The 21,616-nt window shown below is 72.9% G+C and carries 20 protein-coding genes; 13 read left to right on the forward strand and 7 right to left on the reverse strand.

Features of this window, described 5'->3' with window-relative positions; genetic code table 11:
• Window positions 1-978 (reverse strand): serine/threonine-protein kinase (locus tag AB0G11_RS32770; RefSeq protein WP_357590514.1); only part of this gene is annotated, 978 nt, incomplete at its 3' end.
• 98 nt (window positions 979-1,076) lie between these two features.
• Between AB0G11_RS32770 and AB0G11_RS32775 the strand changes: the two genes are divergently transcribed.
• The 10 genes from AB0G11_RS32775 to AB0G11_RS32820 all read left to right on the forward strand — a co-directional run bounded on the left by AB0G11_RS32775 (window position 1,077) and on the right by AB0G11_RS32820 (window position 12,769).
• Window positions 1,077-2,930: a potassium transporter TrkA gene (locus AB0G11_RS32775; protein WP_357590516.1), complete on the forward strand. Its 1,854-nt coding sequence runs from the start codon at window positions 1,077-1,079 to the stop codon at window positions 2,928-2,930.
• 21 nt (window positions 2,931-2,951) lie between these two features.
• The gene (gene mtnA / locus AB0G11_RS32780) at window positions 2,952-3,890 is read left to right on the forward strand and encodes an S-methyl-5-thioribose-1-phosphate isomerase (RefSeq protein WP_357590518.1); all 939 of its coding nucleotides are present in this window, start codon (window positions 2,952-2,954) and stop codon (window positions 3,888-3,890) included.
• A gap of 265 nt (window positions 3,891-4,155) precedes the next feature.
• Window positions 4,156-4,734, forward strand: coding sequence for an N-acetylmuramoyl-L-alanine amidase (locus tag AB0G11_RS32785; RefSeq protein ID WP_357590520.1), 579 nt, complete (start codon window positions 4,156-4,158; stop codon window positions 4,732-4,734).
• A gap of 62 nt (window positions 4,735-4,796) precedes the next feature.
• Window positions 4,797-6,560 carry a methylmalonyl-CoA mutase subunit beta gene (locus AB0G11_RS32790; protein ID WP_357590522.1) on the forward strand — a complete coding sequence of 588 codons (1,764 nt, stop codon included), beginning with the start codon at window positions 4,797-4,799 and terminating at the stop codon, window positions 6,558-6,560.
• A complete protein-coding gene (gene scpA, locus AB0G11_RS32795; protein WP_357590524.1) occupies window positions 6,557-8,710 on the forward strand; it encodes a methylmalonyl-CoA mutase in 2,154 nt (717 codons plus the stop codon). Before AB0G11_RS32790 ends, scpA begins: the two co-directional genes overlap by 4 nt.
• Before the next feature lie 172 nt (window positions 8,711-8,882).
• Window positions 8,883-9,842, forward strand: a complete 960-nt coding sequence (gene meaB / locus AB0G11_RS32800) for a methylmalonyl Co-A mutase-associated GTPase MeaB (RefSeq protein WP_357590526.1) — start codon at window positions 8,883-8,885, stop codon at window positions 9,840-9,842.
• A gap of 79 nt (window positions 9,843-9,921) precedes the next feature.
• Window positions 9,922-10,569: a TetR/AcrR family transcriptional regulator gene (locus AB0G11_RS32805; protein ID WP_219517611.1), complete on the forward strand. Its 648-nt coding sequence runs from the start codon at window positions 9,922-9,924 to the stop codon at window positions 10,567-10,569.
• Window positions 10,566-11,000: a thioesterase family protein gene (locus AB0G11_RS32810; protein WP_357590527.1), complete on the forward strand. Its 435-nt coding sequence runs from the start codon at window positions 10,566-10,568 to the stop codon at window positions 10,998-11,000. Before AB0G11_RS32805 ends, AB0G11_RS32810 begins: the two co-directional genes overlap by 4 nt.
• An 81-nt stretch (window positions 11,001-11,081) precedes the next feature.
• On the forward strand, window positions 11,082-11,699 hold the full coding sequence (locus AB0G11_RS32815) for a helix-turn-helix domain-containing protein (protein ID WP_357590529.1): 618 nt from the start codon (window positions 11,082-11,084) through the stop codon (window positions 11,697-11,699).
• On the forward strand, window positions 11,696-12,769 hold the full coding sequence (locus AB0G11_RS32820; RefSeq protein WP_357590531.1) for an acyltransferase family protein: 1,074 nt from the start codon (window positions 11,696-11,698) through the stop codon (window positions 12,767-12,769). Before AB0G11_RS32815 ends, AB0G11_RS32820 begins: the two co-directional genes overlap by 4 nt.
• A gap of 7 nt (window positions 12,770-12,776) precedes the next feature.
• Here AB0G11_RS32820 and AB0G11_RS32825 read toward each other — a convergent pair whose 3' ends face one another.
• Window positions 12,777-14,546 carry a long-chain fatty acid--CoA ligase gene (locus tag AB0G11_RS32825; protein ID WP_357590533.1) on the reverse strand — a complete coding sequence of 590 codons (1,770 nt, stop codon included), beginning with the start codon at window positions 14,544-14,546 and terminating at the stop codon, window positions 12,777-12,779.
• 122 nt (window positions 14,547-14,668) lie between these two features.
• Here AB0G11_RS32825 and AB0G11_RS32830 point away from each other — a divergent pair, with 122 nt between their 5' ends.
• The gene (locus tag AB0G11_RS32830) at window positions 14,669-15,610 is read left to right on the forward strand and encodes a hypothetical protein (protein WP_357590535.1); all 942 of its coding nucleotides are present in this window, start codon (window positions 14,669-14,671) and stop codon (window positions 15,608-15,610) included.
• Between the two features lie 92 nt (window positions 15,611-15,702).
• On the opposite strand, the gene AB0G11_RS32835 is transcribed toward AB0G11_RS32830, so the two are convergent.
• Both AB0G11_RS32835 and AB0G11_RS32840 read right to left on the reverse strand, forming a co-directional pair.
• Window positions 15,703-15,969 (reverse strand): zf-TFIIB domain-containing protein, encoded by a 267-nt coding sequence (locus AB0G11_RS32835; protein WP_219514114.1) that lies wholly within the window; start codon window positions 15,967-15,969, stop codon window positions 15,703-15,705.
• A gap of 38 nt (window positions 15,970-16,007) precedes the next feature.
• Complete coding sequence (locus AB0G11_RS32840; RefSeq protein WP_219514112.1) at window positions 16,008-16,880, reverse strand: phosphotransferase; 873 nt, start codon at window positions 16,878-16,880, stop codon at window positions 16,008-16,010.
• Window positions 16,881-17,032: 152 nt separating this feature from the next.
• Between AB0G11_RS32840 and AB0G11_RS32845 the strand changes: the two genes are divergently transcribed.
• Complete coding sequence (locus AB0G11_RS32845) at window positions 17,033-17,929, forward strand: TIGR03619 family F420-dependent LLM class oxidoreductase (protein WP_357590537.1); 897 nt, start codon at window positions 17,033-17,035, stop codon at window positions 17,927-17,929.
• Between the two features lie 9 nt (window positions 17,930-17,938).
• Here AB0G11_RS32845 and AB0G11_RS32850 read toward each other — a convergent pair whose 3' ends face one another.
• The 3 genes from AB0G11_RS32850 to murQ form a co-directional block, all read right to left on the reverse strand.
• On the reverse strand, window positions 17,939-18,316 hold the full coding sequence (locus AB0G11_RS32850) for a VOC family protein (RefSeq protein ID WP_219514094.1): 378 nt from the start codon (window positions 18,314-18,316) through the stop codon (window positions 17,939-17,941).
• Between the two features lie 99 nt (window positions 18,317-18,415).
• Window positions 18,416-19,477 (reverse strand): serine hydrolase domain-containing protein, encoded by a 1,062-nt coding sequence (locus tag AB0G11_RS32855; RefSeq protein ID WP_357590538.1) that lies wholly within the window; start codon window positions 19,475-19,477, stop codon window positions 18,416-18,418.
• Between the two features lie 72 nt (window positions 19,478-19,549).
• Window positions 19,550-20,446, reverse strand: coding sequence for an N-acetylmuramic acid 6-phosphate etherase (gene murQ / locus AB0G11_RS32860; protein WP_357590540.1), 897 nt, complete (start codon window positions 20,444-20,446; stop codon window positions 19,550-19,552).
• Window positions 20,447-20,503: 57 nt separating this feature from the next.
• On the opposite strand from murQ, the gene AB0G11_RS32865 reads away from it, so the two are divergent.
• Window positions 20,504-21,616, forward strand: a complete 1,113-nt coding sequence (locus tag AB0G11_RS32865; RefSeq protein ID WP_357590542.1) for a DUF1343 domain-containing protein — start codon at window positions 20,504-20,506, stop codon at window positions 21,614-21,616.

Here is a 21,616-nt window from a genome sequence, read left to right on the forward strand (position 1 = left end):
CCCCGCCGCTCGGCAAGATCGAGTATGGCGCTGACACCCGAGCTCGTCGCTTACTACGCCCAGGCCCGTACGGTGCCCCGCGCCTTGTCCCGCGCTGTGTCCCGCGCCCTGCCCCCCGCCGTGCCCGGGTCCGCCCGCAGGCGCGCCACCCCCGCCGGGTGCGGCTGGGGCGGGGGCCGGGAGGGGGGTGTTGGGGTTGACGAGGTGGACCATCAGGTCGCGGGCCGTGGGCCGGGCGGCGGGGTCCTTGGCGAGGCAGGAGGCGAGCACGCCCCGCAGCCTCGGCGGCAGCGGCGTCAGGTCGGGCTCGGCGTGGAGGACGCGGTGCAGCACCGCCGGGACCGTGTCGGCGCCGAACGGGCTGACCCCGCCCGCCGCGAACACCATCGTGGCCGCCCACGAGAACACGTCGGACGCCGGGGACGCCGGGGTGCCGGCGATCTGCTCGGGCGCCAGGTAGGCGGGCGTGCCGATCAGCCCGGAGGTCAGGGTGGCCGCGCCCTCGGCGCGCGCGATGCCGAAGTCGACCACGCGCGGCCCGTCGGGCCCGAGCAGCACGTTGGCGGGCTTGAAGTCGCGGTGCACGACCCCGGCCGCGTGGATGGCGGCCAGCGCCGTGGCCGTGCCGACGACGACGCGTTCCAGCTCGCCGCCCGCCAGCGGCCCCCGGTCGCGGACGCGGTCGGCCAGCGACGGCCCGTCGATGTACTCGCTGATCACGTACGGGCGCGGCCCCTCCGTGGAGGCGGCCAGGACGCGCGCCGTGCAGAAGGACGCGATGCTCTCCAGCGCCTCCAGCTCACGCGCGAGCCGGGCGCGGGTCTCGCGGTCGCCGGTGCTCAGCAGCTTGATGGCGACCGGTTCGCCCGCCTCGGTGTGGGCCAGGTAGACGACGCCCTGGCCGCCCTCGCCGAGGCGCCCCGCCAGCCGATGTCCGCCCAGTTCGGGCGGATCGTCCGGCGTCAGAGGGGTCACCATGGCCGATACGTTACAGGTCATCCTGCGGTGACATAGATCACCCGCTACTTTATGACGTTGATCAAATGACCTGAACGCGGAGGTACGGGGTGTCTGGTGTGAAGTTCCGCGAGCGGGCGCGCTACTGGTTCGACAACACGATGTCCAAGGGGACGGTCTCGCTCGTCGGCTGGCTGGCCGTCGTGTCGATGGGCCTGGTCGTGGTCGTCGCCGGGTTACTGATGTGGGTGGCGCCGGGCGAGCCGGAGGGCGTCGGGGGCCCGGGGCACGTCCTGTGGATCGCGCTCATGCACGCGCTGTCGCCCGACGAGCTGGCGGCCGACAGCGGATCGGTGCCGTACATGGCCGTCATGCTGGTGGGCTCGCTCGGCGGGCTGTTCATCGTCAGCATGCTCGTCGGCCTGCTGGCCAACGGCTTCGAGCAGAAGGTGGACCGGCTGCGCAGGGGGCGCTCACGCATCGTGGAATCCGGCCACACGGTGGTGCTGGGCTGGTCGGACCAGGTGTTCACGATCGTGGCCGAGCTGGTCAAGGCGCACGCCAGCGAGTCGGGCTCGGTCGTGGCGGTGCTGGCCGACCGGGACAAGCTGGCGATGGAGGAGGACATCCGCGAGCGCGTCGACCTGGGCCGCACGCGGCTGGTGTGCCGCACCGGCTCGGCCACCGAGCCGCACGACCTCGACCTGATGAACCTGGCCGCCGCCAGGTCGGTCGTCGTGCTGTCGCCCGAGGGCGAGGACCCGGACGCGCACGTGTTCAAGATCCTGCTCGCGCTGGAGAAGCGGGACGGGCCGCACCCGCCGGTGGTGGCCGCCATCGCCGCCAGCCGCAACGTGGCCGCCGCCCGCCTGGCCGGGGGCGCGGACGTGCACCTGGTGGACTCCGACGACACCGCCTCGCGGCTGATCGTGCAGTCCTCCCGCCAGTCGGGCATGTCGGTCGTCTGCATGGACCTGCTCAACTTCGACGGCGGCGAGATCTACCTGCGGCCGGGCGCGGAGGTCGCGGGCCGGACGTACGGCGAGACGCTGCACGCGTACGGGACGGCCACGGTGATCGGCCTGCGCAGGCCGTCGGGCGTGGTGCTCAACCCGGCCATGGACACCGCGGTGACCGAGGCGGACGAGGTCATCGTGATCGCGCACGACGACTCCCGCATCGAGCTGGCCGAGGGCGCGCCCGCCGTGGACGAGGCCGCGATCGTCACCGCCCGGCCCGCCGACCCGGAGCCGGAGCGCACGCTGCTGCTCAACTGGAACAGCCGGGCGCACCACATCATCCGCTACCTCGACGGCTACGTGGCACCCGGCTCGGTGCTGGAGATCGCCACCGACCATCCGAAGGCGGGCACGGGCCTGGAGGGGCTGCGCAACCTCACCGTCAACGTCAAGGACTGCGACACCACCGACAGGTACGCGCTGGAGGCGCTCGGCCCCGGCCTGTTCCAGCACGTCATCGTGCTGTCGGACGACCGGTTCACGCTGCACCACGCCGACACCCGCACGCTCATGACGCTGCTGCAGCTGCGCGACATGCAGAGCGCGATGAACGAGCACTACTCGATCGTCAGCGAGATGCACGACGAGAACAACCGGGCCCTGGCCGAGGTCACGGAGGCCGACGACATCGTCATCAGCGACACCGTCATCGGCCTGCTGCTCGCCCAGCTCGCCGAGAACCGGCACCTGGCGGACGTGTTCGGCTTCCTGTTCGACTCGCGCGGCTCCGAGATCTACCCGCGCCCGGCCGGCTCGTACGTGACCACCGGGACGGAGGTGAGCTTCGCGACGGTCATCGAGGCGGCGCGCCGCAGAGGGGAGACCGCGATCGGCTACCGGGACGCCGCCGGGCGCAACGTCCCGCCCCACTACGGCATCGTGCTGAACCCGCCCAAGCCGGACCTCGTCCGCCTGTCCGAGCGCGATTCGGTCATCGTGCTGGCGGAGGACTGAGTCTGGGTTAGCGTGTGCGGCGTGAGGACCATCGACTGGGTGGACGGAGCCGTCGAGCTCATCGACCAGACCCGGCTGCCCGCCGAGTGCGTGACGCTGCGCCTGCACACCGTGGACGAGCTTGTCGAGGCCATCCGCCGGCTCGCGGTGCGGGGCGCGCCCGCGCTCGGCGTGGCCGGGGCGCTCGGCGTCGTGCTGGCCAGGGGCGACCTGGAGGCCGTCGCCCGGCTGCGGGCCGCCCGCCCCACCGCCGTGAACCTGGCCTGGGGCGTCGACCGGGCCGCCGCCTACCTGGCCGAGGGCCAGGAGGCCGTGCTGCGCGCCGCCCTGCGCATCAGGGACGACGACATCGCCGCCTGCCTGGCCATGGGCGAGCGCGGCGCCGACCTGCTCCAAGGCGACCGGCTGCGGATCATGACCGTGTGCAACACGGGCGCCCTGGCGGCCGTCGAGCGCGGCACGGCGCTCGGCGTCGTCCAGACGCTGCACGAGCGCGGCAGGCTCGCCGAGGTGCTCGCCCTGGAGACCCGGCCCCTGCTCCAGGGCGCCAGGCTCACCGCCTGGGAGCTGGCCCGCATGGGCGCCCCGCACCGCCTGGTCGCCGACTCCGCCGGGCCGTACCTGCTGGCGCGGGGCGGCGTGGACGCGGTGCTCATCGGCGCCGACCGGATCGCCGCCAACGGCGACACCGCCAACAAGATCGGCTCGTACGCGCTCGCGCTCGGCGCGGAGCGGGCCGGGGTGCCGTTCATCGTCGTCGCGCCGGAGAGCACGATCGACGCGGCCACCCCGTCGGGCGACCACATCGAGATCGAGGACCGGGGCGCCGAGGAGATCGTCAGCGTGGCGGGCGTGCGGGTGGCCCCGGAGGGCACGAAAGCGCTGAATCCCGCTTTCGACGTGACACCGCACGACCTGATCACCGCGATCGTGACGGACACCCGTGTAATCCACCCGTAGGTTAAAATTATCCCGAACTCGTGACCAGTTCGCGCATCTAGCGTTACGCTCTGTTGTGTAATGACGCTACTTTCCGGAGCGTATCGTGGCCATTGACCTGATCAAGCGGGCGGATTGGGATGCGCGTTCTCCCCGCGGCGCCTACACACAGCTCGATTCCACCAAAGGGGTGAAAGTCCACTACACCGGTGGACGGGTCGATCCCGGAATCGTCGACGACCACGCAGGATGTGTGAAATTGGTGAAATCCATCCAAGGGTCACATATGGATGGAAATGGCTGGATCGACATCGGATATTCCTTTGTCGCCTGCCCGCACCGCAAGGTGTTCGAGGGGCGGGGGCTGCACCACCTGCCCGCCGCCAACGGCGCCGGCCTCAACCGCGGCCACTACGCCGTGCTCGGGCTCGTCGGCAACGCCGGGCTGGTCCAGCCGCCCGACGACCTGCTCCACGCCATCCTCGACGCCGTCGAGCACGTCCGCGACCGGGGCCGGGCCGGCAAGGAGATCAAGGGACACCGCGACGGCTACTCCACGAGCTGCCCCGGCGACGCCCTCTACGCGTGGGTCCGGCGCGGCGCGCCCCGGCCCGGCAACGACAACGGCACCCCCGAGTCGCCCCCGCCTCCCGGGCGGTTATTGAGATACCCGCCCGTCACCCGCGGCGACGACGTACGGACCTGGCAGGCCAAGATGCGCGAGCGCGGCTGGGAGATCGACGTCGACGGCGCCTACGGACCCGCGTCCAAGGACGTGTGCCGGCGGTTCCAGCGCCAGCAGGGCATCGAGGACGACGGCATCGTCGGCTCCGTCACCTGGCGCCTCACCTGGGAAGCCCCCTGACCTGACCCCTGTCACAGCCCCGCGTGCACGTTCCGTGACGTGTTGCGCTTACGATCCCAAGCATGGATCTGGCAGCGGGTTTCCCCGCCACCACCCGGGACGGCTGGCGTGCGCTGGCGCTCGCGGTCCTGCGCAAGTCCGGCGTCGAGGCCGCCACCCCCGAGCAGGCGCTCGGCGCGCTCACCTACGACGGAGTGCCGATCGCGCCGCTCTACGACGCCTCCGACCTGCCCCCCGTGCCGCCGTTCGACCGGGGGAGCGCCCGTGCCGGCTGGGACGTCAGGCAGCGGCACGCCGTCCCCGACCCCGAAGCGGTGCTGACCGACCTGGAGAACGGCGTCACCTCGCTCTGGCTGGTGGCCGGAGACGGCGCGATCCCCGTGGTGGAGCTGCCCCGGGTGCTCAAGGACGTCCTTCTCGACCTCGCCCCGATCGTCCTGGACGCCGGGCCGCACACCCGGGAGGCCGCCGAGGCGCTGTTCGCGCTGGCCGGCGACACGCCGCTCACCGGAAACCTCGGCGCCTCCGCGCTCGACGACTCCGGCGTGGAGCTGGCGGCCCGGTGCGTGACCGGCCACCCCGGGCTGCGCGCGATCACCGTCGACGCCACGCCCTACCACGACGCCGGCGCCTCCGACGGGGAGGAGCTGGGCTGCTCGATCGCGCTCGGCGTGGCCGCGCTGCGGGCGCTGACCGGGGCCGGGCTGAGCGTCGAGCAGGCGTTCGGGCAGCTCGAGTTCCGCTACTCGGCCACCGACGACCAGTTCGCCACCATCGCCAAGCTGCGCGCCGCCCGCAAGCTGTGGGCGCGCGTCGCCGAGGTGTGCGGCGGCGGGTCCCAGGACGCGTACGCGCAGGTCCAGCACGTCGTGACCAGCTCCGCCATGATGACGGCTCGCGACCCGTGGGTGAACATGCTGCGCACCACCGTCGCCTGCTTCGCCGCCGGGATCGGCGGCGCCGACGCGGTCACCGTCCAGCCGTTCGACGCGGCCGTGCGTCCGCCCGACGCCTTCTCCCGGCGCATCGCCCGCAACACCCAGGCGCTGCTGCTGGAGGAGGCGGGCGCCGGGCGGGTGGCCGACCCGGCGGGCGGCTCCTGGTACGTCGAGCGCCGCACCGCCGACCTGGCCGCGCGCGCCTGGGAGTGGTTCCAGGAGATCGAGGCGGCGGGCGGCATCCGCGCCGCCGCCGGGAAGGTGGCCGGCCGTGTCGCCGCCACCCGCGCCCGTCGCGCCGCCGACATCGCCCACCGCCGCCTCCCGATCACCGGCGTGAGCGAGTTCCCCGACCCCGCCGAGAGGCCCCTCCGCCGCCCCGCCGCCCCGAAGCCGCCCGCCGGCGCGACGACCTCCGTCCAGCCGCCCGGCACGGCCGCGGAGCGGGGGACCGGGCTGCCGGTGGTGCGCTACGCCGCCGAGTTCGAGGCGCTGCGCGAGCTGGCCGACGCCCAGCCGGAGCGGCCCAAGGTGTTCCTGGCCACGATCGGCCCCGCCGCCGCCCACACCGCGCGGGCGGCGTTCGCGGCGAACCTGTTCCAGGCCGGCGGGCTGGCCGTGGAGAGCGCGGGCCCGGGCGCCGACGCCGAGCGGATCGCCGCCGCGTTCGCCGCCAGCGGGGCCGCCGTCGCCTGCCTGTGCTCCACCGACAAGCTGTACGCCGAGCACGCCGAGGAGGTGGCCGCCGCGCTGCGCCGGGCGGGCGCCCGCCGGGTGTGGCTGGCCGGCAAGGGCAGCCACCCGGGCGTCGACGCCTGCCTGTTCGCCGGGTGCGACGCCCTCGACGTGCTCCGCACGACCTTCCGCGACCTGGAGGTGACCGCGTGATCCCCGACTTCACCGGCGTCCCCCTGGACGGCGCGCCTCCGGCGGCGGCCGCCGGGGAGCCCGCCGCCCCGGGCCCGGTCTGGGAGACCCCCGAGGGCATCGCGGTCAAACCGCTCTACACCGCACGCGACCTGGACGGCCTGGACTTCCTGTCCACCTACCCGGGCGCCGCCCCCTACCTGCGGGGCCCGTACCCGACCATGTACGTCAACCAGCCGTGGACCGTCCGCCAGTACGCGGGCTTCTCCACGGCCGAGGACAGCAACGCCTTCTACCGCCGCAACCTGGCCGCCGGGCAGAAGGGCCTGTCGGTGGCCTTCGACCTGGCCACGCACCGGGGCTACGACTCCGACCACCCGAGGGTGGCGGGGGACGTGGGCATGGCCGGGGTGGCGATCGACTCCATTTACGACATGCGCCGCCTGTTCGACGGCATCCCGCTGGACCGCATGTCGGTGTCGATGACGATGAACGGCGCCGTGCTGCCGATCCTGGCCCTCTACATCGTGGCCGCCGAGGAGCAGGGGGTGGCGCCGGAGCAGCTCGCCGGGACCATCCAGAACGACATTCTCAAAGAATTCATGGTACGGAACACGTACATCTACCCGCCGGGCCCCTCGATGCGGATAATTTCGGATATTTTCGCATATACCAGTGAAAAGATGCCGAAATTCAACTCCATCAGCATTTCTGGTTACCACATCCAGGAAGCGGGGGCGACGTGCGATCTGGAGCTCGCCTACACGCTCGCCGACGGGGTCGAATACCTGCGTGCCGGAATCGCCGCCGGAATGGACGTCGACCGGTTCGCGCCGCGTTTGTCGTTCTTCTGGTGCATCGGCATGAACTTCTTCATGGAGGTCGCCAAACTCCGGGCCGCGCGGCTGCTCTGGGCCAACCTGGTGTCCGGTTTCGATGCGAAGAATCCGAAATCGCTGAGCCTGCGGACCCACTCCCAGACCTCCGGCTGGTCCCTCACCGCCCAGGACGTCTACAACAACGTGGCCCGCACCTGCGTCGAGGCGATGGCCGCCACCCAGGGCCACACCCAGTCGCTGCACACCAACGCCCTCGACGAGGCCCTGGCGCTCCCCACCGACTTCTCCGCGCGCATCGCCCGCAACACCCAGCTCCTGCTCCAGCAGGAGTCCGGCACCACCCAGGTGATCGACCCGTGGGGCGGCTCCTACTACGTCGAACGCCTCACCCACGACCTGGCCGAACGCGCCTCCGCGCACATCCACGAGGTCGAGGCCGCCGGAGGCATGGCCAAGGCCATCGAGGCCGGGCTGCCCAAGCTGCGCATCGAGGAGGCGGCCGCCCGCACCCAGGCCCGCATCGACTCCGGCCGCCAGCCGGTCATCGGCGTTAACAAGTACCGGGCCGCCGCCGACGAGCCCATCGAGGTCCTCAAGGTCGACAACAGCGCCGTACGCGCCCAGCAGCTCGCCAAGCTGGCCGCGCTGCGCGCCGAACGCGACGAGGACGCCGTCCGCCGCGCGCTCGCCGCGCTCACCGACGCCGCCGCCGACCCCGCGCCCGGCCTCGACGGCAACCTGCTCAAGCTGTCCGTCGACGCCGCCCGCGCCAAGGCCACGGTGGGCGAGATCTCCGCCGCGCTGGAGCGGGTCTTCGGCCGGCACGCCGAGCAGGTCCGTACGATTTCCGGCGTGTACCGCGACGAGGCCGGACCGGCCGCCGACATCGAACGCGCCCGGCAGGCGTGCGCCGACTTCGCCCGCGCCGAGGGCCGCCGCCCGCGCATCCTGGTGGCCAAGATGGGACAGGACGGCCACGACCGCGGCCAGAAGGTGATCGCCACCGCCTTCGCCGACCTGGGCTTCGACGTGGACGTCGGCCCGCTCTTCCAGACGCCGGAAGAGGTGGCCAGGCAGGCGGTCGAGGCCGACGTGCACATCGTCGGCGTCTCCACGCTCGCCGCCGGGCACCTCACGCTGGTGCCCGCCCTCCGCCAGGCGCTCGCCGACCTGGACGCCGCCGACATCATGATCGTCGTGGGCGGCGTGATCCCGCCGGGCGACTTCGACGAGCTCCGCGCCGCCGGGGCCTCGGCGATCTTCCCGCCCGGCACGGTCATCGCCGAGGCGGCCCTCGGCCTGCTCGACGAGCTGCGCGAGCGTCAGAAGTAGTCCTCGCACATGGTGAACGACACCCGACGCCGCGGCCGGGTCCGGCCCTTGCGCGCGGGTGCACCGCGCCGGCCGGACCTGCTGGAGCGAGGGCCCGTCCACGTGCTTATGGTCAAGTGATTCGTTCGCCAGGGCCGTCAGTGGGTTCGAGGCCGGGAGACAGGAGGGCGCGGTGCGCTCGCTGGAGGACTACGTCCGGGGCGTCAAGGCGGGTTCGCGCACGTGGATCGCACGGGCGATCACGCTGGTCGAGTCCACCCGGCAGGACCACAGGGCGCTGGCCCAGCGGCTGCTGATCGAGCTGACGCCGCTGGCGGGCCGGGCCCGCCGGGTGGGCGTGTCGGGGGTGCCGGGCGTGGGCAAGTCCACGTTCGTCGACGCGCTCGGCACGCGGCTGACCGGCGTCGGGCACCGGGTGGCGGTGCTGGCCGTGGACCCGTCCTCCACCAGGACCGGCGGCAGCATCCTGGGGGACAAGACCCGCATGGCCCGGCTGTCGGCCGATCCGGCGGCGTTCATCCGGCCCTCGCCCACCTCCGGCACGCTGGGCGGGGTCGCCAAGGCCACGCGGGAGGCGATGGTCGTGGTGGAGGCCGCCGGGTTCGACGTGGTGCTGGTGGAGACCGTGGGCGTCGGCCAGTCGGAGACGGCGGTGGCCGACATGGTCGACACGTTCCTGCTGCTGACCCTGGCCCGCACCGGCGACCAGCTCCAGGGCATCAAGAAGGGCGTGCTGGAGCTGGCCGACGTGATCGCGGTCAACAAGGCCGACGGTGAACACGCCCTGGCGGCCCGCAAGGCGGCCCGCGAGCTCGCCGGGGCGCTGCGCATGCTGCGGTCCGGGGGCGCGCCGCCGCCGGTGCTCACGTGCAGCGGGCTCACCGGCGACGGCCTGGAGGAGCTGTGGCGGCAGGTCCTGGCCCATCAGGAGGGGCTCGACCTGGCGGCCAAGCGCCGCGAGCAGCAGGTCGGCTGGACGTGGACGCTGGTGCGCGAACGCCTGCTGGCCGAGCTGCTCGACGACCCGGACGTGACGGCGATCGCCGGGGACGTCGAGCGGGAGGTGCTGGCGGGGGAGCTGACCCCGTCGCTGGCGGCGGACCGGCTCCTGGAGGCCTTCAAGCGCCGCTGATCCACCCGCCCCATTAACGCCGCTGATCCACTCGCCCCCAGTTATACGAACGATCGGTCGCTCATATATTGTGAGGCCCATGACCGAACAGGAGACCGACGGGCGCAGGGCCCGGGGGCGGCGCAGCCGGGAGGCGATCCTGGAGCACGCCGTGTCCCTGGCCTCGGTGCACGGGCTGGGCGGGCTGAGCCTGGGGCGGCTGGCGGACGCGGCCGGCGTGAGCAAGTCCGGATTTTTCGCCCACTGGCGCGACAAGGAGGAGCTCCAGCTCGACGCCGTGGAGTGGGCGAGCCGCCAGTGGGTCGAGCGGATCGTCAAGCCCGCCCTCGAGGCCCCGCCCGGCGTCCGGCGGATCTTCGCCCTGCACGAGGCCCGGATGCGCTTCTACGCCGACGGGGTGCTGCCCGGCGGCTGCTTCTTCTTCATGGCGCAGGTCGAGTTCGACGACCAGCCCGGCCGGGTGCGCGAGCGCGTCGCCCGGGCGCTGGCCGAGTGGCTCGGCCTGATCGAACGGCTCGTGCGCGAGGCCGTGGCCCTGGGCGAGCTGCCCGGCGACGTCGACGCGGGGCAGCTCGCGTACGAGATCGAAGCGCTGGGGGAGGCCGCGGTCACGCACGCGCGGCTGCTGGACCCCGACGAGGCCCACCGGCGCAGCCGCCGTGCCGTGCTGCTGCGCCTGCGTGACCTGACCACCACCCCCGAACTCCTTCCGGAGGACCGCACGTGAGCGTGACCCGCACCGTCCAGATCCATTTCGACGACCTCGACGCGATGGGGCTGCTGCACAACTCCCGCTACGCCCTGCTCGTCGAGCGTGCCGTCGGCGCGTTCTGGGCCGAGCAGGGATGGAACTTCGACCCCGGCGTGTCCCGGTTCCGCGACGTCTACATGGCGGTCCGCGAGTTCAAGATCACCTACAACGCGCCGATCTCGGGGGCCGGGGAGGTGGCGGTGGAGTTCTGGCTGGACCGGATGGGCCGCACCAGCGGCGTCTACGGCTTCCGGGTGCTGTCGGCCGACCGCTCGATCGTGCACGCCGAGGGCTACCGGGTCAACGTCAACCTCGACCCGGCCACGTTCCGCCCGGCCCCGTTCAGCCAGGAGCTGCGGGACGCGGCGGCGCCGCTGATGCTGGAGGACCTGACCGCCGCGCAGTGACGCGGGGGAGGAGGGCGCCGGTCATGAGACCGGCGCCCTTTTGCGTTCCAGCGCTCTGGCCGGGTGTGTTAAATTTTGGCCATGCGGTCAGAAAATGAGCCCAGCAGCCAGAAGGGCCGGTCGTTCATCGAGGAGGCCAGGCGCGCCCAGATCATCGCCTCGGCCGTCGAGGTGATCGCCGAGCAGGGGTTCGCCCGAGCCTCCCTGGCCCGGATCGCCCAGCACGCGGGCATCAGCAAGGGCGTCATCTCCTACCACTTCGACGGCAAGGACGAGCTGATGGAGGAGGTCGTCGTCCGGGTCTACACGGCCATCAGCGAGCACGTGCTCGCCCGGATGGAGGGCCTGAGCACGGCCACCGAGCTGCTGCGCACCCAGATCCTCGGCGTCGCCGAGCACATGCGCGCCCAGCGCACCCAGCTCAGGGCCCTCGGCGAGATCTTCGCCAACCTGCGCGACGCCGACGGCAAGCTCCGCTTCGGCGTCAACGCCGGCGAGGAGATCTACCAGGCGCTGGAGCAGATCTACCGCCTCGGCCAGAAGACCGGCGAGTTCCGCGCGTTCGACGTCCGGGTGATGGCGCTCACCCAGTCCGCGGCCGTCGACGCCATGTTCGCCTACTGGATCAACAATCCCGGCCACGACCTCGACGCGCACGCCCGGGAGCTCGCCGACCTGTTCGAGAGGGCCGTCCGATGAAGACCGAGCCACGCGCCGCGACCCGGCTGCACGCCGTCGACAACCTGCGGGTCCTGCTGACCGTGCTGGTCGTCCTGCACCACGTCGCGCTCACGTACGGCAACATCCCGATGTGGTACTACACCGAGCCCGCCGCCGACCCCTCCGGCCTGGCCCTGGACATCGTCGTCGTGATGAACCAGGCGTTCTTCATGGGCCTGTTCTTCCTCATCTCCGGCTTCTTCACGCCCGGCTCCCACGACCGCAAGGGCGGCCGGGCGTTCGCCCGCGACCGGCTGGTCCGGCTCGGCGTGCCGCTGCTGGTGTTCCTGGTCCTGCTGCGGCCGCTCGTGACGCTGCCCGACTACCTGACCGGGGAGCCGTTCTGGCAGGTCTACCTGCGCACCTGGGACCCGGGGCCGATGTGGTTCGCCGAGGTGCTGCTCGTCCTCGGCCTGGCGTACGCGCTGTGCCGCCGCCGGGGGAGCACCGCGCAGGCTGCGCCCACGGTGCCGAAGGCGCGCTGGATCGTGCTGTTCACCGTGGGCCTGGCGGCGGTGACCGTCCTGTGGCGGATCCCGGTGCCGGTCGGGACGTACGTGCCGGTCCTCGGGCTGCCCACGCCCTACTTCCTGCCGCAGTACGTGAGCATGTTCGCGGCCGGGCTGGTGGCGTTCCGGCGCGGCTGGTTCGAGACGCTGCCCCGCCGGGCCGGGCGGCTCGGGTTCGTCGTCGCCGGCGCGTCCACGGCCGTGTGCCTGCCGGTCATGGGCACGACCTCCGGGGCGGTGACGGACGCGATCACCGCCACCTGGGAGATCGTCTTCGCCGTCGGCATGATCCTCGGGCTGGTGGTGCTCTTCCGCGAGCGGTTCGCCGGGCAGGGGCCGCGCGGCCGGTTCCTGTCGGAGCACGCCTACACCGTCTACGTCGTCCACCCGCTGGTGGTGGTCGCCGCCGGCTACGCGCTCAGCGGGATCCAGGCGGCGGCGATCGTCAAGTTCGCGCTCGCCGCCGCCCTCTGCCTGCCGCTGTGCTGGGGCCTGGCCTACCTGGTGCGCTCGCTGCCCGGGGCCAGGAGGGTGCTGTGACCCGGGGCTACTCGGCGTAGAAGGCGTCGAGGGTGCTTCCGTGGCGCTCCTCGACGGCCTTGCGCTTGACCTTGAGGCTGGCGGTCAGCTCGCCGCCCTCGACCGTGAAGTCCTCTGCCAGGATCGCGAACTTCTTGATCGTGGCGTAGCTGGCCTGGTCGGCGTTGACCTGGTCGATGCCCTTCTGCACCTCGGCCAGCATCCGCGGGTGCCCGCGCAGCTCCTCCGGGTCCGTCGGCAGTCCCTCGGCCTCCGCCCACGGCCTGGTCACGTCCATGTCCAGGGTGACCAGCGCCGTGCAGTAGTTGCGCCGGTCGCCGTGCACGAACACGTGCGACAGGTACGGGCAGGCCGCCTTGATCCGGCCCTCCAGGTGGGTCGGCGCGACGTACTTGCCGCCGGAGGTCTTGATCAGCTCCTTCTTGCGGTCGGTGATGCGCAGCCGGCCCGCCTCGTCCAGCTCGCCGATGTCGCCGGTGCGCAGCCAGCCGTCGTCCAGCGCCTCGGCCGTCTCCTCCGGCAGGCCGTGGTAGCCGCGCATGATGCCGCGCCCGCCGATCAGCACCTCGCCGTCCTCGGCGATGCGCACCTCGGTGCCCGGCAGCGGCAGCCCCACCGTGCCGAACCTGACGCTGTCGGGCCGGTTGAGGAAGCTGCCCGCCGACGACTCGGTCAGGCCGTAGCCCTCCAGGATCGTCAGCCCGGCCGCGTCGAAGAACTCGGCGATGTCCTGCGACAGCGGCGCCGCCCCCGAGATGAAGAAGCGGATCCGGCCGCCGAACCTGGCCCGCAGCTTGCCGAACACCAGCCGGTCGGCCAGCGCGTACTCCAGCCGGGTCGTCAGCGGGATGGACGCGCCGCGCTGGCGGGCCCGCACCACGCGGACGCCCGTCGCCTTGGCCCAGTTGAAGATCTTGAGCTTGACGCCGCCCTCGCGCTGCTGGGTGGCGGCGACCGTGTTGTGGATCTTCTCGAAGATGCGCGGGGCCGCCGCCATGAACGTCGGCCGCAGCGCGCCCAGGTTGTCGGCGATCCGGTCGAGGCGGCCGTCGATCGCGGTCGGCACGCCCTCGCCGAGCATCACGACCTCCAGCAGCTTGCCGAACGAGTGCGACAGCGGCAGCCACAGGAAGTGCAGGTCCGCGCCCGACAGCAGGTCGATCTCGCGGACCGCGCCCGCCGCGTACAGCCAGTTGTCGTGGGTGAGCACCACGCCCTTGGGCCGGCCGGTGGTGCCGGAGGTGTAGATGAGCGTGGCCACGTCGTCGGCGCCGATCGCCGCCACCATCGCGTCGTAGTCGCCTTCACTCTCGCTGCCGGCGGCGCGTACGGAGTCGAGCGTGACCACCCAGCCGTCGTCGCCGGCCTCGCCGTCGATCACCACCACGTGGGTGACGTCCGGCAGCTCCTTGCGCACCGACCGGAGCTTGGCCACCTGCTCGTCGTTCTCCGCGATGACGATCGTGCTGCCGGAGTCGGTGATGACGAACGCCGACTCCGCCGCCGTGTTGGACGGGTAGATCGTCGTCGTCGCCGCGCCCGTCGACAGCACCGCCAGGTCGCACAGGATCCACTCCACCCGGGTCGAGCAGAGGATCGAGACCCGGGCGCCCGGCCCCGCGCCCAGCTTCGCCAGGCCGAGCGCCAGCTCCCGCACCCGGTCACCGGTCTGTCGCCAGGTCATCGACGTCCAGCCGTCACCCGAGGGGTAACGGTACGCCTCGGCGTCGGGGGTGGCCGCGATCCGGTCGAGCAGCAGGGCGGGGATGCTGGACATTGCCTGGACCTCCTGTGGGGGATGTGAGGCAGACTCTAGGCCGGTTGCCCCGTTCCAGTCGATAACGCAATTGACGTCCCGGGAGGAAGCGGGCGATAGTGTGGCAGGTGGCTGCCCCCCGGATGATCACGTGCGTTCTCGCGCTGGCGACCCTCACGCTCGGCGCGTGCACCTCCGCGCCCTCCCTGAGCGGCGGCTCGCCGCGGTTGAGCGGCACCGCGGGCGGCCCCGGCGGCGCCGGCTCGCCCAGCCCCAGTCTCGCCGCGCTCACCGCCGACGCCTACAAGGGCGAGCTCGGCACCCGGCACGACGCGCTGAGCGACGCGATCAAGTCCGTGGCCTCCGCGCGCGGCCTCAAGAGCCTGCGCGAGCGGGTGGGCAAGGCGGAGGAGAAGATGCTCGGCGCCGCCGAGGAGCTCGCCGCCCTCCAGCCGCCCGCCGAGGTCCGCGCCCAGCACGACGCGTACGTGACCAGCATGCGCGACCTGGCCGCCGGGCTCGGCGGCGCGACCGGGAAGGTCGGCTCGGACCTGTGCACCTCCTCGGCCGTGCTCACCGACGTCCGCGGCGCGCTCGGCGCCCTCGACGAGGCCGGCGAGACCCTGCAGGAGGCCGGCGGCTATCCGGCGGACGTGGTGTCGGTCAAGGCCGCCGGGAAGAAGACCAGGCGGCTCGGCAACGGCCACTACCTGCGCAAGAGCGGCCTCGGCGGGCGCAGCTCGCTGCAGATCCACAACGGCACCCGGCGCGACGCCGTCGTCAACGTGCTGCGCGGCAAGTCCAAGGTCATCAGCGTCTACGTGCGCAAGAAGTCCAAGTTCAAGATCCCCGGCATGCGTGACGGCACGTACCGGATCTACTTCACGCACGGCGTCGACTGGGACGGCAAGAGCCGGGCCTTCACCCGCGACTGCAGCTTCTCGCGCTTCCAGAAGTCGGTGAAGTTCAAGACCACCTACACCTCGACGCAGATCCTCTGGCACGACTGGCGCATCACGCTGCACTCCATCTCCGGCGGCAACGCCAGGACGAGCCAGGTCGACCCCGACGACTTCCCCGGCTAGAACCCGGCCGCATGCGGCCGGAAACGCGAGGGCCGCGCGCCGGAGCGCGCGGCCCTGTGCCGGCGAGGTCGCGCCGGTAAGCTGGAGGCCGGTCAGCTGGAGAACAGCATCCCCACCCAGCTGCGCTGGCGGTGGTGACCGTAGTGGCCGCCCGGGTGGCCGCCACGCGGCGGGGCGCCCCACGCGGGGCCGCCGGGCGCGGGAGGCGGGGGAGCGGCGTGGTAGGCCGACTCCATCTGCGTCAGAGTCTCGAGCTCGCCGTAGTCCAGGAAGATCCCACGGCAGTTGTCGCACTGCTCGATGTGGACGCCGTTGCGCTCATATGTCCGCATGTTGCCGCGGCACTTCGGGCACTGCATCTAGTCGCTCTCCTTGGCCTCGTGGTTCTGAGCAAAACCTACCGCGCGCAACGCCCTCGCGCTGTGACGATTCTGTTGCACGACTCGACCAACGAATGCTCGACCTCATCCAGTTCCCGGCCGTCCCTGGCGGCGTTGACGACCGCCACGGCGGCCAGCTGGACGGTGACCGCGCGGGCGGGCAGGTCCAGGCGCCGCCACGGGTCCTCGCCGCCGCCCAGCGCCGGTCCGCCCGAGCCGAGGTACGCGCCCAGGAACCGATCCCAGACGACAGGATCCAGTAACCCCGCGGCATACCAGGCGGCCGGTCTGGCCAGGTCCCACGCCGGGTCGCCGACCCCCAGGTCGTCCACGTCGATGAGCAGCCAGCGGTCGCGGCGCACGAGCTGGCCCAGATGCCAGTCGCCGTGCGTCAGCAGGCCGGGCCCCGGCTCCGGCTCCGGCAGCTCCGCGAACGCCCGCCGCACCAGGCTCTCCACCGGCCCGTCGCCGGTCATCCGCCGCACCGCGCGCGCCGCCCGCGCCGGACCTCCGGCCGGCGGCAGCGCCGGCACCACCGTGAGGGGCACGGCGTGCAGCCGGGCCAGCAGCCTGGCCCCCTCCTCCCACGGGGCCGACTCCGTCTCGTCCTGGCCGATCGGGCGGCCCGCCGGCCACACCGACACCGCGCGGCCCGCCACCGTCAGCACCTCCGGCTCCAGCGGCGCCAGCATCACCCCGGTCAGCGCCGCCGACGCCGTCGCCCGCAGCCGGGGCCGCAGCGCCTCCACGTCGTCCCGCGCGGAGTGCGCCTTCACCACGACCTCACCGCGGCGTAACACCACCACGTCGGTCCGCGTCGGGTGCAGCACGGGCTCGCCCGTCCCCCCGTACGCGCCCGCGACAACCGCCAGCTCAGCCTCCAGACCCATCCGTACAGCCTAGGACCTTCCGCCCACGCCTCCCCCGGCCCGTCCGGCCGCCGGGCCCGTCCGCCTGCCCGCCCTGCAAGCCCGCCGGGCGCGGGCCTCTACGCTGCTCCGCAGGGGTTCTGATTCCTGTCCGCCCGCCTCGGAGGTCGTCCATGAGAACCGGTTTCGCCGTGCCGCAGTCCGGAGCCTGGGCCACGCCCGCGAACATGCGCCGCGTCGCCGTCCGGGCCGAGGAGCTCGGCTACCACGAGCTGTGGACGTTCCAGCGGGTGCTCTACCCGGTCGGGCACCCGATGGGCGCGACCTACCGCAGCGTCCACGACCCGCTCGTGACGCTCGCCTACCTGGCCGGGATCACCCGGACCGTCCGGCTCGGCGTCGCCGTCGTCAACGCCTTCCTGCAGCCCGTCGCGCTGGCCAAGCAGCTCGCCACCCTCCAGGCCGTCTCCGGCGGGCGGCTCACCGCGGGGCTCGGGCTCGGCTGGGTGCCGGAGGAGTTCGAGTCCGCGGGCGTCGGCTTCGAAGGGCGCGGGCGGCGCGGGGAGGAGTTCGTCGAGGTGCTGCGCAAGGCGTGGACCGACGACGTGGTGGCGCACCAGGGCGAGTTCTACCGCGTCCCGCCCTCGCACGTCGACCCCAAGCCGTCGCCCGTCCCGCCGCTGCTGCTCGGCGGCACCGCCGACGTGGCGCTGCGGCGGGCCGGGCGGCTCGCCGACGGCTGGGTCAGCTCCAGCCGGGAGAACCTGTCGGAGATCGGGCCGCGCGTGGCCGTCGTCAAGGAGGCCGCCGAGCGGGCCGGCCGGGACCCGGCCGCGCTGCGGTTCGTCTGCCGGGGCGTCACCCGGGTCCGCGCCGGGGCCGGGGCCGGTCGGCGGCTCCTCACCGGCACCTTCGAGCAGATCCGCGCCGACGTCGCCGCCCTGGAGGCCGAGGGCGTCACGGACGTCTTCCACGACCTCAACTTCGACACCGCCCACGTCGAGCTGGACGCCGGAGAGGCGATGCGGCGCGCCGAGGAGGCCCTGGAGGCGCTCGCCCCGCACCGGTAGGCGCGGGGGTCAGCCTCCGTAGGGGACGGTGATGATCTCCAGGTTGTGGCCGTTCGGGTCGAGCCAGTAGAGGCCGCGGCCGCCGTCGTTGGTGTTGATGCGGCCCGCGTGCCGGTGGTACGGGTCGGCCCAGTAGGTGAGGCCGCGGTCCTTGATCCGGGCCCAGATCTCGTCGAACTCCGCCTCGCTCACGAGGAAGGCGTAGTGCTGCGGGTGCACGTCGCCGTCCGCCTGGATGACGTCGAGGGAGACGCCGTTGGCGAGCTCGACGACGCGGAACGGGCCGAACTCGCCGGCGGGCTGCAGTCCGAGGACGTCCACCAGGAAGCGGGCGGTGGCGTCGCGGTCGCGGGCCTCCACGATGGTGTGGTTGAGCTGTACGGGCATGGGCGCCCCTCCTTTCGCCGTCCGTCCCAGGCTACGTCCGGCCCGCGACGGGCGGGCCGGGCAGCGGGCCCGGGCAGCGGGGCCGGGCAGCGAGGCGGGTCAGCCGGCGAGGCGGAGGGCTTCGGCGGCCACGGCGTGGCGCAGGGCGCGGATGCCGTCGCGCCCGCGCACCGGGTGGACGGCGTTGGTGAGCAGCACCACCGTCAGCCCGTGCGGCGGCGAGACGACCAGCGAGGTCCCGGTGAACCCGGAGTGCCCGAACGCGCCCGCCAGCGGCCCGACGATGCCCGGGTCGCCGATGCGCACGCCCAGGCCGTGCCGGAACGGCGCCCCTTCCGCCCCCTGGTCGCGCAGCATCTCGGCCACGCTCTCCCGCCGCAGCAGCGGCCGCCCGCCGGGGGAGGCGCCGCCGAGGCGCAGGGACTCGCCGAGCGCGAGCACGTCGTCGGCGGTGCCGAAGACGCCGGCGTGGCCCGCGACGCCGCCGAGCGCGTAGGAGGTCTCGTCGTGCACCTCGCCGCGCACGCAGCCGGGACCCGGGCGTTCCGGCTTCCACTCGGTGGCGGCGACGCGGTGGAGCTCGGCGGGCCGGTAGCCGGTGTCGGCCAGGCCCAGGACGCCGGTGACGCGGGCGGCGACCAGCGCGTCGAGCGGGGCGCCGCCGGCCACCTCGGCGACCCGGCCCGCCATGATCATGCCCACGTCCGTGTACAGGTACGGGCCGCCCACCGGCGCGGTGACGGGCGTGTCGATCATGGCCGCCATGCGGGTGCCGGGGCTGGCGTCGGGCAGCTCCAGGTCGATGCGGCGGATCGGCTGCAGGCCCGCCGTGTGGGTCAGCAGCCGGCGCAGGGTGATCCGCGCGTCGCGGCCCGGCAGCCAGGTCGCCACCGGTTCGTCGAGGTCCAGCAGGCCGTCCTCGGCCAGCGACAGGATGGCCGCCGTGGTGAACAGCTTGCTGATCGACGCCAGGTCGAAGATCGAGTCACGGCGGGCCGGCGGCCTGTCGCCGGCGAGCGTGAAGTCCGCGTCGCTGTAGCGGACGAGCTCCCCGGCGGCGGCGGACGCCACGACCGCGCCGTCCACGGCGATGAGCGCGACCGCGGCCGGGCACACGCCCGGCACCCCCTCCGCGAGGATCGCCTCCAGCCGGTCGGACATCCCCTCACACCTCCCCGTATGTGATGGCCCGTATGCGATGGCCCGTACGTGATGGCCCGTGTGGTGCTTCGGTCAGCTCAGCGCGTCGCTGAGGCGCTCGCCGTGCGACTCCAGCAGCGCACGGGCGCCGTCGGCGTCCAGCCCGTGCTTGAGCATGACGACGGCGATCTTCGCGTGCCCGCCCGCCGCGTCCAGCGCCTTGCCCGCCGCGTCGTGGTCGGCGCCGGTGATGTCGCTCACCATGCGCACCGCCCGGCCGGCGAGCTTGCTGTTCATGGCCGACATCTCGATCATCTTGTTCCCGTACGTGCGTCCGAGGCGCACCATCGAGATGGTCGAGATCATGTTGAGCACCAGCTTCTGCGCGGTGCCCGCCTTGAGCCGGGTCGAGCCGGTCACCACCTCGGGGCCGACGACGACCTCGATGGCGTGCTCGGCGGCGGCCGACAGCGGCGCGCCGTCGTTGCACGACAGGGCGGCGGTGAGTGCGCCCCGGCGGGCGGCCTCGGCCAGCGCGCCGAGCACGAACGGGGCACGCCCGCTGGCCGACACGCCCACCACGGAGTCGAGCTCGCCCACTTCCAGCTCGGCGAGCGCGGCCGCGCCCGCCGCGGTGTCGTCCTCGGCGCCCTCGATGGAGCGGGTCAGGGCGTCGGGGCCTCCGGCGATGATCCCCACCACGAGCTCGGGGTCGGTGCCGAAGGTCGGCGGGCACTCGGAGGCGTCGAGCACGGCGAGCCTGCCGGACGTGCCCGCGCCCACGTACAGGAGCCTGCCGCCCTTGGCCATCCGCGCGGAGATCGCGTCGATGGCGTCGGAGATGGCCGGGATGGCCACCGCGACGGCGGCGGGCACGGCCGCGTCGGCCTGGTTCATCAGCCTGGCGAGCTGCGCCGTCGGCAGCCGGTCGATCTGGCTGTAACGGGGGTCGCTCTGCTCGGTGGACAGCTCGGGTAGCGGATCAATCATGACGCTAATTTCCACCCTTTACTTCTCTCTTGTAAATATCTTTCAGACAATGGGTTCATGTCATACGTACGCACCGGAGCTGAACGGCTGGCCGCGGATCCTTCGCTGGCGGCCGGAGCACGCCTCGGCCTGATCACCAACCCCACCGGGGTTCTGCCCGACCTGACCCCCACCGCCGAGGCCCTGCTGGCCGCCGGCACGCCGCTGACGGCGCTGTTCGGCCCCGAGCACGGCATCAGGGGCACCGCCCAGGCGGACGGGAGCGAGCAGGACCCCGTCGACCTGCGGACCGGCCTGCCGCTGTTCGACACGCACAAGGCGTCCGGCGAGGCGCTGGACGAGATCGTCGCCCGTTCCGGCGTGGACACGCTCGTGTTCGACATCGCCGACGTCGGAGCCCGCTTCTACACCTACGTCTGGACGATGTACGACCTGATGGCCTCGGCCAGCCGGCTGGGCCTGCGGTTCGTCGTCCTCGACCGGCCGAACCCGCTCGGCGGAACCATCACCGAGGGCCCGCTGCTCGACCCGGCCTTCGCCAGCTTCGTCGGCCGCTTCCCGCTGCCGGTGCGGCACGGCAGGACCGCCGGGGAACTGGCCACGCTGTTCGGCTTCGACCTGGACCTGCGGGTCGTCACGATGGAGGGCTGGCGGCGGGAGATGTCCCACGCCGACACGGGCCTGCCCTGGGTGATGCCGTCGGTCAACATGCCCACCCCCGACACGGCCCTCGTCTACCCCGGCACCGGATTGTTCGAGGGCACCGGGTTCTCCGAGGGGCGCGGCACCACCCGGCCCTTCGAGCTGGTCGGCGCGCCGTACGTGGACGAGCGCTTCCAGCCCGCGCTGGCGGCGCTGGACCTGCCCGGGGTGCGGTTCAGGGACACCTGGTTCACGCCGACCTTCCACAAGCACGCGGGCACCGCCGTACGCGGCGTCCAGCTCCACGTGCACGACCGGGAGGCGTTCCGGCCGGTGCTGACGGGGCTGTCGATGCTGCACGTGGCCCGCACGCTCTACCCGGACGACCTGGTCTGGTGGGGGCCCGAGCTGTTCATGGACCACCTGTGGGGCTCCGACTCGCTGACCAGGTGCCTTGAGGAGGGGCGGGACCCGCGTGAGCTCTGCCCCGACCCCGCACCCCCCGGCGGGCCACTGCTCTACGGGTGA

The organism is Nonomuraea sp. NPDC023979 (assembly GCF_040639085.1).
GTDB classification, from domain to species: domain Bacteria; phylum Actinomycetota; class Actinomycetes; order Streptosporangiales; family Streptosporangiaceae; genus Nonomuraea; species Nonomuraea ceibae.